We start from the raw sequence: 13,486 nt of genomic DNA, 5'->3' as shown, positions 1-13,486 counted from the left end.
TCGAACAATTCGGCTGGCACAGGAGAAAAGGTGAATTTCCATTCAGCATTTCTCCCCGGTGCCCTCCCTGAGTACTTCCGCACCAGCCAGGTGCCAATGCGGGGAATTTCGCCCTGGCGACGCACCTGGACGCCATAAGCGATTACATCCACGGATTCCTCGGCCGCGTGACCGGCCGCCGAGGACGAGGAGGGTGAGCGGTGGCCACCTTGATCTCAGTCAACGTAGGGATGCCCAAGGACGTCTCCTGGCACGGCAGGACCGTGTACACCGGGGTGCACAAACAGCCCGTGTCCGGGCCGCGGATGGTGAGACGGCTGAACATCGACGGAGACGGTCAGGGCGACCTGGGCGGACACGGCGGGGAAATGCGGGCCGTGCTGGTCTACCAGCTCGACTCGTACCGCTTCTGGTCCGAGGAACTGGGCCGGGACGACCTGACGCCGGGCAGCTTCGGGGAGAACTTCACGGTCGACGGGCTCGCCGACGACGAAGTGTGCATCGGCGACCGGTACCGGATCGGCGGAGCCCTTCTGGAGGTCTCGCAGCCACGGGTGACCTGCTACCGAGTCGGCATGCGGCTGAACGAACCGCGCATGGCGGCGCTGCTGGTCGCCCACCACCGGCCCGGCTTCTACCTGCGTGTCATCGAAGAGGGCGAGGTGGAGGCGGGGCAGCAGATCGTCAAGGTCTCCACAGGCCCGGAAGCCATGACCGTCGAGGAGATCGATTCCGTCCTCTACCTCTCCGGGCACACTCCCGACCAGGTACGCCGCGCACTGCGCATACCGGCTCTCAGCCCGGGCTGGCAGGGCTCGATGCGCGACCTGCTCGAACAGGCCGGCAAGGGCGCGACCGCGTCGTCCGGCAGCGCCGGCCTCACCGTCGCGGCCGGCGTCCCGCCTCCGGCGTGGCGCGGCTTCCGTCCGCTGACCGTCACGGACGTCCGCCCCGAGAGCGAGAACGTGATCTCCCTGAGTCTGGCCGCGGCTGACGGCTCCGCCCTGCCCGCCGCGCTGCCTGGACAGTTCCTGACCGTGAAGGTGCGCACCGCCGAAGACGGGACGTCCCTGATCCGCAGCTACTCGCTGTCGGGCCGGCCCGGTACGGGCACGTACCGGATCAGCGTGAAGGTGGAACCACACGGCCTGGCGAGCACCTACGTGCGCGCGCACGTCCGGACCGGGGACAGCCTGGAGTTCGCCGCACCGCGCGGCACCTTCTGCCTGCCCAGGGGTGACACGCCGGTCGTGCTGGTGTCCGCCGGCATCGGGGCGACTCCCGTGCTGGCCATGCTGCACGCACTGGCGGACGCCTCCCCCGGCAGACAGGTGTGGTGGCTGCACGCCGCCCGCAACGGCCGTGAGCATCCCTTCGCCCAGGAGGTACGTGACCTGGTGGCACTCCTGGCCGACGCACGCTCCGTCGTCTACTACAGCAGGCCCGACCGAGCCGACCAGCGCGGCAGGGACTACTCGGAAGAGGGCCGCATCTCCAGCGAGCGGATCCTCGGTCTGGGCCTGCCCGCCGATGCCGACGCCTGCGTCTGCGGGCCGGCGGCGTTCATGGACAGCATGACCGACGCGCTGGTCAAGGCGGGCCTGCGGCCGTCCCACGTGCACACCGAGAACTTCAGCGGCGGCCCCTCCCTCACTCCGGGGATCAAGAGCGCGCCCGCCGCGAGGGCGCCACACCAGCCGGAAGGCGCGCCCGGCACCGGTCCCTCCGTCTCCTTCGCCCGCAGCGGGCTGACCGTCGCCTGGAACGACGACCGGAGCTCCCTGCTGGAACTCGCGGAAGCATGCGACGTCCCGGTCCAGTGGTCGTGCCGCACCGGCGTCTGCCACACCTGTGAGCTGGCCATGATGTCCGGGGCCGTCGACTACTCCCCGGACCCGGTCGAGCCGCCGGGCGAGGGCAACATCCTCATCTGCTGCAGCAGACCCGCGCAGGACGTCGTCCTGGACCTCTGACACCTGCCCGCCCCGCACGGGCAGGCCTTGCCGGCGGGAGGAGACTGGGCGAGCGCACCCGGCGCCGACGGCCGCCGGAGCCTCGAAGGCGGCTGAAACCGCCGGTACAACGGCCGAAGTGTCCTCGGAAGAGCCTCATGCGGCGGCCGTACGCTGAGTCGGTGGTCGACCGAGACGAGGATCCAGGGCGGGTGGTGTCCCGGCTCACCGGGCGCCGGGTCACGGCGGCGCGGGCGGGGTCCGGGTCGCCGGCCGAGGTCACGCTCGAGGGCGGGACGGTGGTGATGGTCAAGCGCGGTGACGCCCCTGGCGCCGTGCGCGCCGAGGTGGCCGGGCTGCGCTGGCTGGACGAGGCGGGCGCGGTGCGGGTGCCTGCGGTGCTCGGCCACGACGAGCGGTGGATGGTCACCGAGCGGGTGCCGGCCGGGCGGCCGGACGACGAGGCGGCGCTGCGTTTCGGCCGCGCCCTGGCCGCCCTGCACGCCGCCGGAGCGCCCGCTTTCGGCGCGCCGCCGCCCGGCGGGCCCGAGGAGGCGTACATCGGCGCCGCGCCCATGCGCAACACGCCGGCGGCCCACTGGCCGGAGTGGTATGCCGGGCAGCGGGTGCTGCCGTACCTGCGTGCCGCGGTCGACGCCGGCGGCCTGCGGCACGAGGAGGCCGCGGTGATCGAGCGGGTCAGCGCGCGGCTGCCGGAACTGGCGGGGCCGGCCGAGCCGCCCGCCCGGCTGCACGGCGACCTGTGGAACGGCAATGTGCTGTGGGGCGCGGACGGGGAGGTACGGCTCATCGACCCGGCCGCGCACGGCGGGCACCGCGAGACCGACCTGGCGATGCTCCGGCTGTTCGGCTGCCCCCGGCTGGACCGGGTGCTGGCCGGCTACACGGAGGCCGCGCCCCTGGCGGACGGATGGCGGGAGCGGATCGCCCTGCACCAGCTCTTCCCGTTGCTGGTGCACGTGGTGCTGTTCGGACGCGGGTACGCCGGACAGGCCGTCGCCGCGGCGCGCGGGGCCCTGGCCGGATGAATCGGCGGCGGGGCGCAGCCTCGCGGCCCCGGCCGGCGTCCTAGTAGCTGATGCCCGCGAACGGCCCTGCTCCTGACCGTGGTTACGGAGCGTGAGGAAACCAATCACCCGTTCGATTCGTATAAGGACGTGAAAGCCGAATCAGGGAGAGACCAATGCAACCGTTCACGCTCAACTACGCGCGCCCCGCTGTGCAGTTGGACGTCACCACACCGTACGCGTACGACTCCGGACTGCAGTTGAACGTCCTCCCGGACGGGCGGATCGCCGCCGCCGACCACGCCACGCTGAGAGCGCTGGGGACGACGACCTCAACCGCGGGGTCCAAGACGCACTTCGACGACTGACCGCGGGCCCACGGAAGATGACCGTGCTCATCCTGACCAGTGAAGAGGACGTGACGGCGGACATGGTGGTGCTCCGGCTGGGCGAGGCCGGCGTGCCGGTGGTCCGGCTGGACCCCGCCGACCTCACCAACGGGGTCTCCCTGTCGGGCGAGTTCGTGCACGGCGCCAGTCGCGGGCACCTGTCCGTCGGCGGGCGCCTGGTGAGCATGGACGGCCTGCGCTCCGTCTGGGTGCGCAGGCCCGGGGACGCGGCCGCCCGTGCCGCCCAGCCGTCCGCCTGGCTGACGGAGGAATCGGCCCAGGCGCTGTACGGCATGCTGCGCTCCACCGGCGCACGCTGGATGAACCATCCGGACGCGGCCCACCGCGCCCGGCACAAGCCGTGGCAGCTGCGGCTCGCGCAGGTCTGCGGCCTGGCCGTGCCGGCGACGCTGATCACGACGTTTCCGCAGGCGGCCCGGGAGTTCGCCGAGCGCTTCCCGGACCTGGTGGTCAAGCCGGTCTCCGGCGCGCACCCGCAGGAACCGCCCCGGGCGGTGCCCACCAGCCGGGTCGCGCCGGACGCCGACTTCACGGCCGTCGCCTTCGGCCCGACGCTGCTGCAGCGGCGGATACCCAAGCGGGCCGACATCCGGCTCACCGTCGTCGGCGACCGGCTGCTCGCCGCGCGCAAGCCTGCCGATCCCGACGGCCACCCCGACGACGTGGACGTGCGCTTCGCGCCGTCGGTCTCGCCGTGGCTGCCGGCGGACGTGCCGCCGCGGGTCGCCGAGGCCGTCCACCGCTATATGAAGGACGCCGAACTCGCTTACGGCGCCTTCGACTTCGCCGAGGACGGGGACGGGATCTGGTGGTTCCTGGAGTGCAACCAGTCGGGCCAGTTCGGCTTCGTCGAGATGGACACCGGCCAGCCGATCGCCGAGAGCATCGCGCGGTGGCTGGCGGGCGGGGGCGGGACGGCGGCGCCGGACCCGGGCGGTGACCGGGACGCAGCGCCGTGACGGCGCGGAGTACGGTCCGGAGGATGGAGGACAACATGCGCATAGGACTGCTCGGAACGGGCCCCTGGGCCGAGGCGGCCCACGCCCCGGCCCTCGCCGGGCACCCCGGCCTGGACTTCGCCGGGGTGTGGGGCCGCCGCCCGGAGGCGGCGGCGGGGCTCGCGGACCGGTACGGCGTGCGGGCGTACGACGACGTGGACGCGCTGCTCGCCGACGTGGACGCGGTCGCGCTGGCGCTGCCCCCGTCCGTGCAGGCGGAGCTGGCGGTGCGGGCCGCGCGGGCGGGCCGCCATCTGCTGCTGGACAAGCCGCTGGCGGCGGGGGTGGCCGCGGGGCGCGCCGTCGTCGAGGCGGCGGAGCGGGCCCGGGTCGCCTCCGTGGTGTTCTTCACCACCCGCTTCCAGAAGGAGCCGGAGGCGTGGATCGAGGAGCAGGCCGCCACGGCGGGCTGGTTCACCGCGCACGGGCAGTGGCTGGGGGCGGTGTTCACCGGTGACAGCCCGTTCGCGAACTCTCCCTGGCGGCGGGAGAAGGGCGCACTGTGGGACGTGGGACCGCACGCGCTCTCCCTGCTGCTGCCGGTGCTCGGCGATGTCCGGCAGGTGGCGGCCGCGGCGCACGGCCCCGCCGGCACCGTGCACCTGGTCCTCGAACACGCGACGAGCGCGACGAGCACGCTCACCCTGAGCCTGTCGGCCCCGCCCGCGGCGGCCGGGGCCGACCTCGAACTGCGCGGCGAGGCCGGGGCGGCGGTGCTGCCGAGGAGCTCCGAGGGCGCGGTCCCCGCCCTCGCCCGCGCCGCCGACGCCCTGATCACCGCGGCCCGCACCGGCCGCCCCCACCCCTGCGACGCCGCCTTCGGCCTCCGCGTCACCGAGATCCTCGCCTCGGCCGAGTCCCGCCTGACCGACCCGCTCCCCGACTAGCCACCGGGGCCGTCGTATGCGGTGGGCCGATGGTCGCGGGATGCGGCGGGCCGGTGGTCGCGGGATGCGGTGGTCGTGGGGTGCGGTGGGCCGGTGGTCCCGGGATGCGGTGGTCGCGGGATGCGGCGGGTCGGTGGTGGCGGTTCGACCCGCTGGGGCGGCGCGGCCGGTGCGTGGTCGCGGAGGGAGGTGGGGGCCCCGGGGGCGGCGTAGCGTGGGAACGTGACTTCGGTGCGCGGCGGGGCGTCGCGTCGGGACGTGGAGGACCGTGGCTGGCTGCGGGGTGCGCCGCCGCCGCGCTGGGTGCGGATGCTGCCGGTGGTGCTGCTGGTGGTGGTGACCGCGGCCACGCTCGCCACGCCGAAGGCGCGGGATGTCGGGTTCCTGCTGGGCGCCATCCCGCCGCTCGCGGTCCTGTCGTACGGGCCGTGGGCCACAGCCGCGCTCGGCGGCGCGGTGGTGGTGGTGCTGAACGTGCCTGCCACGCACCTGAACCGCCCCGGCAACACCGACCTGCTCACCATCGTCTTCGTCGCCCTGCTGAGCGTGTTCGTGTCCTATGTGCGCAGTCACCGGGACGCCCAGCTCGCCGTGGAGCGGGCGATCGGGGAGGCCGTGCAGCGGGCGGTGATGCCGCCGCTGCCGGAGCGGGTCGGGCGGATCGGGTGCGCCGGCTTCTACCGGGCCGCGCAGGACGGGACGCTGGTGGGCGGTGACTTCTTCGACGTGCGGGACGGCCCCGGCGGGGTCCGCGCGGTGATGGGCGACGTACGGGGGCACGGCCTGGCGGCGATGGCGACGGTGGTGTCGCTGATGGGCGCGTTCCGGGAGGCGGCTCTCGACCAGCCCGGCCTCGAGGGGGTCGCGGCCCGGATGGACCGCAGGCTCGCGGTCGACTCGGCGGGCGACGGGCAGACGGAGCTGTTCGCCACCGCCGTGCTGCTGGAGTTCACCGGTGACGGCGGCGCCGTGCGGGTGCTGGCCTGCGGTCATCCGCCGCCCGTGCTGCTGCACGCCGGACAGGCCCGCGAGGTGACGGTGACCCCCGGGCCGCCGCTGGGCATCGGGCTGGTCGGTCTGGATCCGCCGAAGGAGGTCACGCTCGTCCTCGCGACGGGTGACCGGCTGCTGCTGGCCTCGGACGGGGTGTGGGAGGCGCGGAACGCCTCGGGCGCCTTTTATCCGCTGCCCGAGCGGCTCGCCCGTCTCGCCGGCGCCGGCGAGGCCGAACTGCCCGGCGCGGTGTGGGCGGACCTGGCCCGGCTGGGCTACGAGGTACGCGACGACGTCACCATGCTGGTGCTGACGCCCCGGCGTCCGCCCGCCTGACCGGCCGGGCGGCGCCGTGCAGCGTCGCGCCGGTCAGCCCACGTCCCACAGGAACCGGTGGGTGTGGATCCCGAAGTACGGGAAGGACTGGATCTCGCGGACACCCTCGACGGGCCGGACCACGTCGTTGACGAAGTCCAGCAGGTCCTTGGGGCCGGGCGCGACCACCTCGGCGAACAGGTCGAAGCCGCCCGAGGTGAGCACCGAGTAGACCACCTCGGGGCGGGCGGCGAGCGCGTCGGCGACGGTGCGCGGGTCGCCGTCGACGCCGATGCCGAGCAGGGCCATCGCCTGCCCGCCCATGGCCATCGGGTCGGTGACGCCGACGACCTGGACCGCCTTGGAGTCCAGCAGGCGCTGCAGTCGCTGCCGGGCCGCCGAGGCGGACAGGCCGACCTTCGGGCCGAGGTCGGCGTAGGCGATGCGGCCGTCGGTCTGCAGCTCGCGCAGGATGGCGCGGTCGATCTCGTCCATCGGGTGCCGGCCGTCCTCTCTCACTCCGCCAGTTCGGCCAGGGCCGCAGCGAAGACCTCGGTGTGGGTGTCGACGTCCTGCTCGGTGGTGTCGGGGCACATGAGCGCCATGTTGTGGAACGGGGTCAGCAGGATGCCCCGGTTGGCGAGGTACAGGTGCAGGAAGTCCTCCAGCTCCGGGTCGGCGGCGCCCGCGGACTCGGTGCCGGTGCGGGGCGCCGGTGCGGCGAAACGGTACTCGGTGCGGGCGCCGAGCCGGCTGACCGACCACGGCAGCCGGTGGGCCTCGATGCCGGCCCGGACGCCCGCCTCGAAGCGTTCGCAGAGCGCCGTCATACGGGCGAAGGCCTCGTCGGTGAGCACGTGCTCCAGAGTGGCGCGGGTCGCGGCGACCGACAGGGCGTTCCCGGCGAGGGTGCCGCCGACGCCGCCCATGTCCACCAGGTCGAGGTCGTCGCGGCCCAGCAGCCGGTCGGCCAGCTCGGCGGACAGGCCGTACGCGCCGGCCGGGATGCCGCCGCCGATCGCCTTGCCGATGGTCAGCAGGTCGGGTTCGAGGCCCCAGGCGGCCGTGCAGCCGCCCGGGCCGGCGGAGAAGGTGTGGGTCTCGTCGTTGATCAGCAGCACCCCGTGGCGCCGGGTCAGCTCGCGGACGCCGGCGAGGTAGCCGGGCTCGGGCAGCACGATGCCGATGTTGGTGAGCGCGGGTTCCATGAGGACGGCGGCGACGTCGCCGTGGGCCAGCTCGCGCTCCAGCCCCTCCAGGTCGTTGAACTCGGCGACCCGGCTGGTCAGGGTGACGTCGCACGGCGCGCCGACGTTGCCGGGGCGGTCCGTGCCCCGGCCGTCGGGACCGACGACGATCAGCGACTCGTCGACGCTGCCGTGGTAGCAGTAGCTGTTGACCAGGATCTTCGGGCGTCCGGTGACGGCCCGGGCGAGCCGGATCGCCCACCGGTTGGCGTCGGTCGCGGTCAGCGAGAAGCTCCAGCGGGCCAGGCCGAAGCGGCGGGTCAGCTCGGCGCCGACCCACTCGGCGTCCTCCGTGGGCAGCATGGCGGTGGCCCCGCCCAGCGTCGCGTACCGGTGCTGGACCGCCTCCGTGACCGGGGCCGGCGAGTGACCGGCCATGGCGCCCGTGTCTCCGAGGCAGAAGTCGATGTACTCGTGCCCGTCCACGTCGGTGACCCTGGCCCCGCGCGCCCCGGCGAGGTAGCGGGGGAAGGCGCCGGCGGTCTTGTTCATCCAGGTCATCGGGACCCGGCCGAAGAGGTGGTCGGCTCCGGCGTAGGCGGCCCGTGAGCGCGGGTTGCGGCGTTCGGCCTCGGCGCTCTCGCGGGCCAGGAGGGCGTGCAGACGCGTGCGGTCCATGAAGTACCTCGTACGAGCTGGGCGACGGAACAGCGTGAGCGTACGACCGGAAACACACCTTCAGCAAGGCCTGACGCTCGAATCGAGCGTCGCGGCAATCGATTCTGCCGTCGGGTGGTGATGCGGCAGGGGGATGGCCGAGCAGCCCCGTCAAACGCCAGGCCGCGCCACCCCTTCCGCCGGATAGAAATATCTACGAGCATGCATATGCCGGGTTGACGTGCGGACGCGCCGAGTGCCCGGTCATGACCGTTTCCCGCGCCGGGGGCGGTCGAGCGCGGAGCACCCGGAGCAGTGCATGAGGAACGCGATGTGGATGCGGGGCGTGGAGTGGCTCGCCGCGGCGGCGGCCGATCCGCGCGCCTGCAAGTGGCAGTGGGACCACGGCGACGGCATCTCGGTCCTGGAGGCGGGCCGCTTCTGGGACGTGCTGAGCGTGCCCGACCGGCTCGGCCTGCTCACCCTCGACCTGCTGTGGCGGCCCGCGCTGCCCGTGCCCGGCCCCACCCTGGTGGACACCGCCGCCGGGCGGGTCGGGTTCTTCCTGCCGCCCGATCCGGCCGGCGGCTGGGTCGGCGCCGGGCTGCGGTACGCGGCCAAGGGGTCCTGGGTCGCCGTACCACCGCCGTACCGGGCCGCCCGTTCACTGGAGTGGCTGGTTCCGCCGGACGGCACCGGTGCGCTGCACACGCCCGGCACCCTGGAGGCGGCGCTGCGGCAGGCCAACGGCCTGCTGGCGGTCACCGCCCCGCTGTGCGGGCGGTAGGGCCTGTCCGCGGGAACGGGAGCGGGGCACCGACCGGTCCCCCGTGCCGGTCGTGCCCCGCGGACCTCCGACGTTACGCGCGGGAGCCGGCGACGGGTACCGCGTCCGTGCCCGTCCCGCGGCGCCGGGGACTCACTCGTGCACAGCCGAGTCCGGTTGACCCCGGTTCGCCCCGCCGAGGCCGGGAACGGTGAGGGCGCCGGTGGCCAGGTGGGCGAGGACGACCTCGTACAGGTCGCCGCCGCCGGCCAGCAACTGGCGTTCCAGCACGGGTTCGGCGGCCCGAACGTGTTCGCGCACGGTCTGCGCGTGGACCCCGAGCTCCCGTGCCGCGCGTTCGGCGTTGGCGTCGGCGGCGAGCCAGGCGCGCAGGGTGCGGCGCAGATCGCGGCCGTCGCCGTCGAGGCGGCCCAGGAGGTCCGCTGCCCAGCCGCGCAGCGCCGGCGGGGCGAGCAGGTCGCCGAACCGGACGCCGCCCGGCGGGTCCGGCTGCGTGCCGCCGGGGTCGTACGGCCCGCGCGCCGCCTCCGAGTCGAGCGCGAGCCGGACGGCGGCCCGGGTGGTGAGACCGGAGAAGTCCGTGCCGGTCAGCGTCTCCACGCGGTCCATGCGGGCGCGGACGGTGTTGCGGCTGACGCCGAGCACCTTGGCCGCGCTCACCGCGGTGAACTCAAGACCGAGCCGGGTGGTGGCGAGGAGCTCGGCGCGGGTGTGGTGGGGCAGCGTGTCGAGGGGGCGCAGCACCGCGGCGGACCAGGCGCCCAGCGCGGCCGGGTCCATGAGCCGCTCGGGGTGGGTGCGTTCGGCGTAGACGGCCGACTGGTCGGGGCGGAAGCGGGCGACGGCGAGGGCGCTGACGGCCTGGCCGTAGGCGGTGGCGGTGTGGGCGAGCCCTTGGCGCAGGCTGCCGCCGAGGAAGGTGCCGGGCCGGCCGTCGAGCAGGGACCGCAGCCGCTGCCCCGCCGTGGGCTCGGGGCTGACGACGATGACATGGCCGTCCATCGCGGGGCAGCGCACGACGAGCGCCCGGCCGCGGGTGGCGTCGGCGCAGGCGTCCGCGAGCGCGTCCCGTTCGGCGGGGGCGACCTCGACCACGTACACCCGGGCGGTGTCCGCCTCCAGCAGGCCCGGCCACAGGCCCGCGGCGACCCTGCGGGCGGAGACGATGTCCTCGACCATCAGCAACTGCAGGATGGCGAGCCGCAGATCGGCCGTGGCCCGGCGCAGCCGGTTTCCGGCACGGGTCAGTTCCCGGTGCCGCAGCAGGAGTTCGAGCACGCCGGCGGCGCGCGTCACGAGTTCGGCGGCCCGCCGGTCGAAGGGGTCCCGGCGGGATACGGCCAGTACGGCGGCCGGCCCCTGCTCGCGGTGGCGTACCGCGACCATGCGCACGTGGTGCTCGCCGTCGTCCAGGGCGGCCGCGGAGATCCGGCCGCCGCCCATGTCGGCGAGCACGGCGCCGTCCAGGGGCAGCGGCTCGCCCGCGAGGAGCCCGCCGTCGGCGTCCTGGAGGCACACCCGCGCCCGCAGGACCCGCCCGAGCCAGCCGGCTACCCGGTGCGGGTCACGGGCGGCGGGGCGCAGGTGGTCGAGGAGCTGTTCCGCCCAGTCCGCGGTGTGCGGCTCTTCGTCGCGGGGGCCCTCGTCGGCTCGGCCGGCCACCTCGTGCCCCTCCTCGTTCTCGCGTTGACCTCGGGTTTCGGACGTGGACGTTACCCGATTGGCCGATTCGCGCCGCCGGCGGTGCCGGGGACATGGCTCCGCCGGCGGTCCGGGGGGGGATGGACCGCCGGCGGAGGCGCCGCAGCCCGGTGGCGGGGGGAGGCCCCGGGCGGCTCTTCGCTCGCATGCCCCCTGATTCACGTCCTACACCCGGCGATTCAAGGGGACTTCCGGTGTGGGCCGGTCAGTCGCCGGCCGGCGTCCGGTGGACGCCTCCGGCGTCCCGTGACGGACGCAGCCCGGCCGCCGCGAGGAGGGCGCCCAGCAGGCAGAGCACCCCGGTGGCCACGGCGGACGTGTGCAGCCCGTTCATGAACGCCCGCTCGCTGCCCGTCACCACGGCCGCCCGCAGCGCCTCCGGCATGCCGCCGGAGACGGGGGCGACGCCCATCGCCACGGCGTCCTCCGCCCCGGCCAGTTTCCCGGCGAGGGCCTGCGGAACGCCGGCGCCGGCCAGCTCGGTGCGGAGCGTGGCGCCCACCCGGGCGCTGATGACGGAGACCAGAACGGAGGTGCCGAGCGCCCCGCCGATCTGCAGGGTGGTGGCCTGGAGTCCGCCGGCCACCCCGGCGTCGCGCACGGGCGCGTTGCCGACGATCGCGTCGGAGGACGCGGACATCACCATGCCCACGCCGAGGCCGAGGGCGACGAACGGCGGCCACATGGTGGCGTAGGCGGAGTCGCCGGACCAGGTGAGCATGCCGAGGCAGGCGGCGGCCTGGAGCAGCATGCCGAGCGGCATGCACAGCCGGGCGCCGAAGCGCTGGGTCAGGGCGGCCCCCAGCGGGGAGGCGACGAGCGAGGCGAGGCTCAGCGGCAGCGTGTGCACGCCCGCCTGCACGGGCGTCAGTCCCCGTACGTTCTGCAGGTAGAGCATGATGAAGAAGATGCCGCCCAGCATGACGAAGAAGTTGAGCGCGGTGACGACGGCGCCGACGGCCAGCGGACGGCTGCGGAAGAGCCGCATCGGCAGCAGCGGATGCTCGGTCCGCGTCTCGACACGGACGAAGACGGCGAGGACCAGCGCCCCGGCGAGGACCGCCCCCCAGGTGCCCGCGGACGTCCAGCCCCAGGTCTCGCCCTTGACGACGCCGAAGACCACGGCGATCAGGCCGAGCGCGAGCAGGACGACCCCGGTGACGTCGAACCGGTGGTGACCGGTGGAGTTCTTCGAGCGGGGCAGCACGAACGCGCTGAAGGCGCAGGCGAGTACACCGATCGGCAGGTTGATGTAGAAGACCGACTGCCAGTTCACGTGCTCGACCAGCAGTCCGCCGACGATCGGGCCGAGCGCCGTGGAGACGGCGGAGACCATCGCCCAGATGCCCACCGCCATGGCGAACCTGCGCGGCGGGAACACCGCGCGCAGCAGGCCGAGGGTGTTGGGCATGAGCAGTCCGCCGAAGACGCCCTGCAGGGCGCGGAAGGCGACGACGCCGGTGATGGAGCCGGACAGGCCGATGGCGACGGAGGCCAGGGCGAACCCGGCGACGCCGACGAGGTAGAAGGCGCGCCGGCCGAACCGGTCGCCGAGCTTGCCGCCGAGGATGAGGGTGGCGGCGAGGGCGAGCAGGTAGGAGTTGGTCACCCACTGCAGCTCGGCGGTCGAGGCGTGCAGCCGGCGGCCGATCTCGGGGTTGGCGATCGCGACGACGGAGCCGTCGAGCTGGACCATGAACAGGCCGAAGGCGACGGCGCACAGGGTGAGCCAGGGGTTGGACCGGCGCCGGGCGGCGGCGGTGGGGGGCGCCTCGCCGGAGGCGGGCAGGGCGGAGTGATCCACGGAGGTGGACGGCATGCGAGAGCCTTGTCTGCTACGGGGGGAAGGACGACGGAAGCGGCGGTCGGCGGTCGGCGGGACCGCCGCCGCGCCCATGACGGCGCGCCCCTGGTACGCGCGCACTCGGCGGCGGGGCGGGTGAGGGCGGCCCCGGCGCGACGGGGCGCGGGGGCGCGGCGCCTGCCGTCAGTGGGCGGCGGGGTGCAGCCGGTGCGTCAGTGAGACGAGCGAGCCCAGGGCGGAGCCGATGGCGTCCAGTTCGCCCTCGGTCAGCGACAGCAGTCCCTCGGTGAGGTGGGAGACCTGCAGTGCGCGCACCTCGGCCAGGCGCCTGCGGGCGAGCGGCCTGAGGTGCAGGCGGGCGACGCGCCGGTCGGCGCCGTCCTGCCTGCGCTCCAGCAGTCCCCGGTCGGTGAGCTGGGAGACCAGGGCGCTGAGGTTGTTGGGTTTCATCAGCAGGGCGGCGGCCGCCTCGCGGACGGTGGCTCCCTCGTGCTCGGCGACGTAGCGCAGCAGGTTGAGCTGTCCCTCGGGCGGCTTGGGGTGCGCGTAGTCACGGGCGACGAGCCGGTCCAGGGCCCGGTGCAGCGACGGCAGGCAGTCGGCGAGCGCCGAGGCGACGCGTTCGACGTCCCGCTGGGGCGCGCTGGATCCGGGCATGAGGAGAAAGATAGGTATGACTTCATACCCAAGTCAAAACGGGCCGTGCCGTGCGGGCGTCACGGCGGGTGCGGCCCGGCCGCGCCCGCGGCATCCGGGCGGGGGCATTA

General features: G+C 74.4%; 12 protein-coding genes. 7 read left to right on the top strand and 5 right to left on the bottom strand.

All coding sequences use genetic code 11. From position 1 onward, the window contains the following. Window positions 1–200: 200 nt before the first annotated feature. From TNCT1_RS20235 to TNCT1_RS20210, 6 genes are all read left to right on the top strand, one after another. On the top strand, window positions 201–1,973 hold the full coding sequence (locus TNCT1_RS20235; RefSeq protein WP_143634123.1) for an MOSC and FAD-binding oxidoreductase domain-containing protein: 1,773 nt from the start codon (window positions 201–203) through the stop codon (window positions 1,971–1,973). 137 nt (window positions 1,974–2,110) lie between these two features. Continuing rightward, complete coding sequence (locus TNCT1_RS20230; protein WP_174266368.1) at window positions 2,111–3,001, top strand: fructosamine kinase family protein; 891 nt, start codon at window positions 2,111–2,113, stop codon at window positions 2,999–3,001. Between the two features lie 155 nt (window positions 3,002–3,156). Continuing rightward, entirely contained in the window at window positions 3,157–3,348 is a 192-nt protein-coding gene (tgmA, locus tag TNCT1_RS20225) for a putative ATP-grasp-modified RiPP (protein WP_143634121.1), read from the top strand. 17 nt (window positions 3,349–3,365) lie between these two features. After that, a complete protein-coding gene (gene tgmB, locus TNCT1_RS20220) occupies window positions 3,366–4,349 on the top strand; it encodes an ATP-grasp ribosomal peptide maturase (RefSeq protein WP_143634119.1) in 984 nt (327 codons plus the stop codon). Between the two features lie 35 nt (window positions 4,350–4,384). Further along, window positions 4,385–5,275 (top strand): Gfo/Idh/MocA family protein, encoded by an 891-nt coding sequence (locus TNCT1_RS20215; RefSeq protein ID WP_143634584.1) that lies wholly within the window; start codon window positions 4,385–4,387, stop codon window positions 5,273–5,275. 222 nt (window positions 5,276–5,497) lie between these two features. Next, complete coding sequence (locus TNCT1_RS20210; protein WP_143634117.1) at window positions 5,498–6,604, top strand: PP2C family protein-serine/threonine phosphatase; 1,107 nt, start codon at window positions 5,498–5,500, stop codon at window positions 6,602–6,604. Between the two features lie 33 nt (window positions 6,605–6,637). Here the strand turns inward: TNCT1_RS20210 and TNCT1_RS20205 are convergent, their stop codons facing one another. Together TNCT1_RS20205 and TNCT1_RS20200 are read right to left on the bottom strand one after the other, a co-directional pair. Next, entirely contained in the window at window positions 6,638–7,078 is a 441-nt protein-coding gene (locus tag TNCT1_RS20205; RefSeq protein WP_143634115.1) for an Lrp/AsnC family transcriptional regulator, read from the bottom strand. A gap of 20 nt (window positions 7,079–7,098) precedes the next feature. After that, window positions 7,099–8,448, bottom strand: a complete 1,350-nt coding sequence (locus TNCT1_RS20200; RefSeq protein WP_143634113.1) for a transaminase — start codon at window positions 8,446–8,448, stop codon at window positions 7,099–7,101. 298 nt (window positions 8,449–8,746) lie between these two features. On the opposite strand from TNCT1_RS20200, the gene TNCT1_RS20195 reads away from it, so the two are divergent. Continuing rightward, window positions 8,747–9,214 carry a hypothetical protein gene (locus TNCT1_RS20195; RefSeq protein WP_143634111.1) on the top strand — a complete coding sequence of 156 codons (468 nt, stop codon included), beginning with the start codon at window positions 8,747–8,749 and terminating at the stop codon, window positions 9,212–9,214. 132 nt (window positions 9,215–9,346) lie between these two features. On the opposite strand, the gene TNCT1_RS20190 is transcribed toward TNCT1_RS20195, so the two are convergent. From TNCT1_RS20190 to TNCT1_RS20180, 3 genes are all read right to left on the bottom strand, one after another. Beyond that, window positions 9,347–10,876 (bottom strand): PucR family transcriptional regulator, encoded by a 1,530-nt coding sequence (locus tag TNCT1_RS20190; protein WP_143634109.1) that lies wholly within the window; start codon window positions 10,874–10,876, stop codon window positions 9,347–9,349. 244 nt (window positions 10,877–11,120) lie between these two features. Next, the gene (locus TNCT1_RS20185; protein WP_143634107.1) at window positions 11,121–12,734 is read right to left on the bottom strand and encodes an MFS transporter; all 1,614 of its coding nucleotides are present in this window, start codon (window positions 12,732–12,734) and stop codon (window positions 11,121–11,123) included. Window positions 12,735–12,902: 168 nt separating this feature from the next. Beyond that, window positions 12,903–13,376: a MarR family winged helix-turn-helix transcriptional regulator gene (locus TNCT1_RS20180; RefSeq protein ID WP_143634105.1), complete on the bottom strand. Its 474-nt coding sequence runs from the start codon at window positions 13,374–13,376 to the stop codon at window positions 12,903–12,905. Window positions 13,377–13,486 lie beyond the last annotated feature (110 nt).

It is taken from the genome of Streptomyces sp. 1-11, from assembly GCF_007176755.1.
Taxonomy (GTDB): Bacteria; Actinomycetota; Actinomycetes; order Streptomycetales; family Streptomycetaceae; genus Streptomyces.
The sequence above is the reverse complement of the archived record's forward strand: the minus strand, read 5'-3'. Positions and strand labels throughout refer to the sequence as shown.

Coding starts and splice junctions, on each gene's coding strand:
- TNCT1_RS20230 (WP_174266368.1), top strand. CDS start 2,111: ATGCGGCGGCCGTACGCTGAGTCGGTGGTCGACCGAGACGAGGATCCA.
- tgmA (WP_143634121.1), top strand. CDS start 3,157: ATGCAACCGTTCACGCTCAACTACGCGCGCCCCGCTGTGCAGTTGGAC.
- tgmB (WP_143634119.1), top strand. CDS start 3,366: ATGACCGTGCTCATCCTGACCAGTGAAGAGGACGTGACGGCGGACATG.
- TNCT1_RS20215 (WP_143634584.1), top strand. CDS start 4,385: ATGCGCATAGGACTGCTCGGAACGGGCCCCTGGGCCGAGGCGGCCCAC.
- TNCT1_RS20205 (WP_143634115.1), bottom strand. CDS start 7,078: ATGGACGAGATCGACCGCGCCATCCTGCGCGAGCTGCAGACCGACGGC.
- TNCT1_RS20200 (WP_143634113.1), bottom strand. CDS start 8,448: ATGGACCGCACGCGTCTGCACGCCCTCCTGGCCCGCGAGAGCGCCGAG.
- TNCT1_RS20195 (WP_143634111.1), top strand. CDS start 8,747: ATGAGGAACGCGATGTGGATGCGGGGCGTGGAGTGGCTCGCCGCGGCG.
- TNCT1_RS20185 (WP_143634107.1), bottom strand. CDS start 12,734: ATGCCGTCCACCTCCGTGGATCACTCCGCCCTGCCCGCCTCCGGCGAG.
- TNCT1_RS20180 (WP_143634105.1), bottom strand. CDS start 13,376: ATGCCCGGATCCAGCGCGCCCCAGCGGGACGTCGAACGCGTCGCCTCG.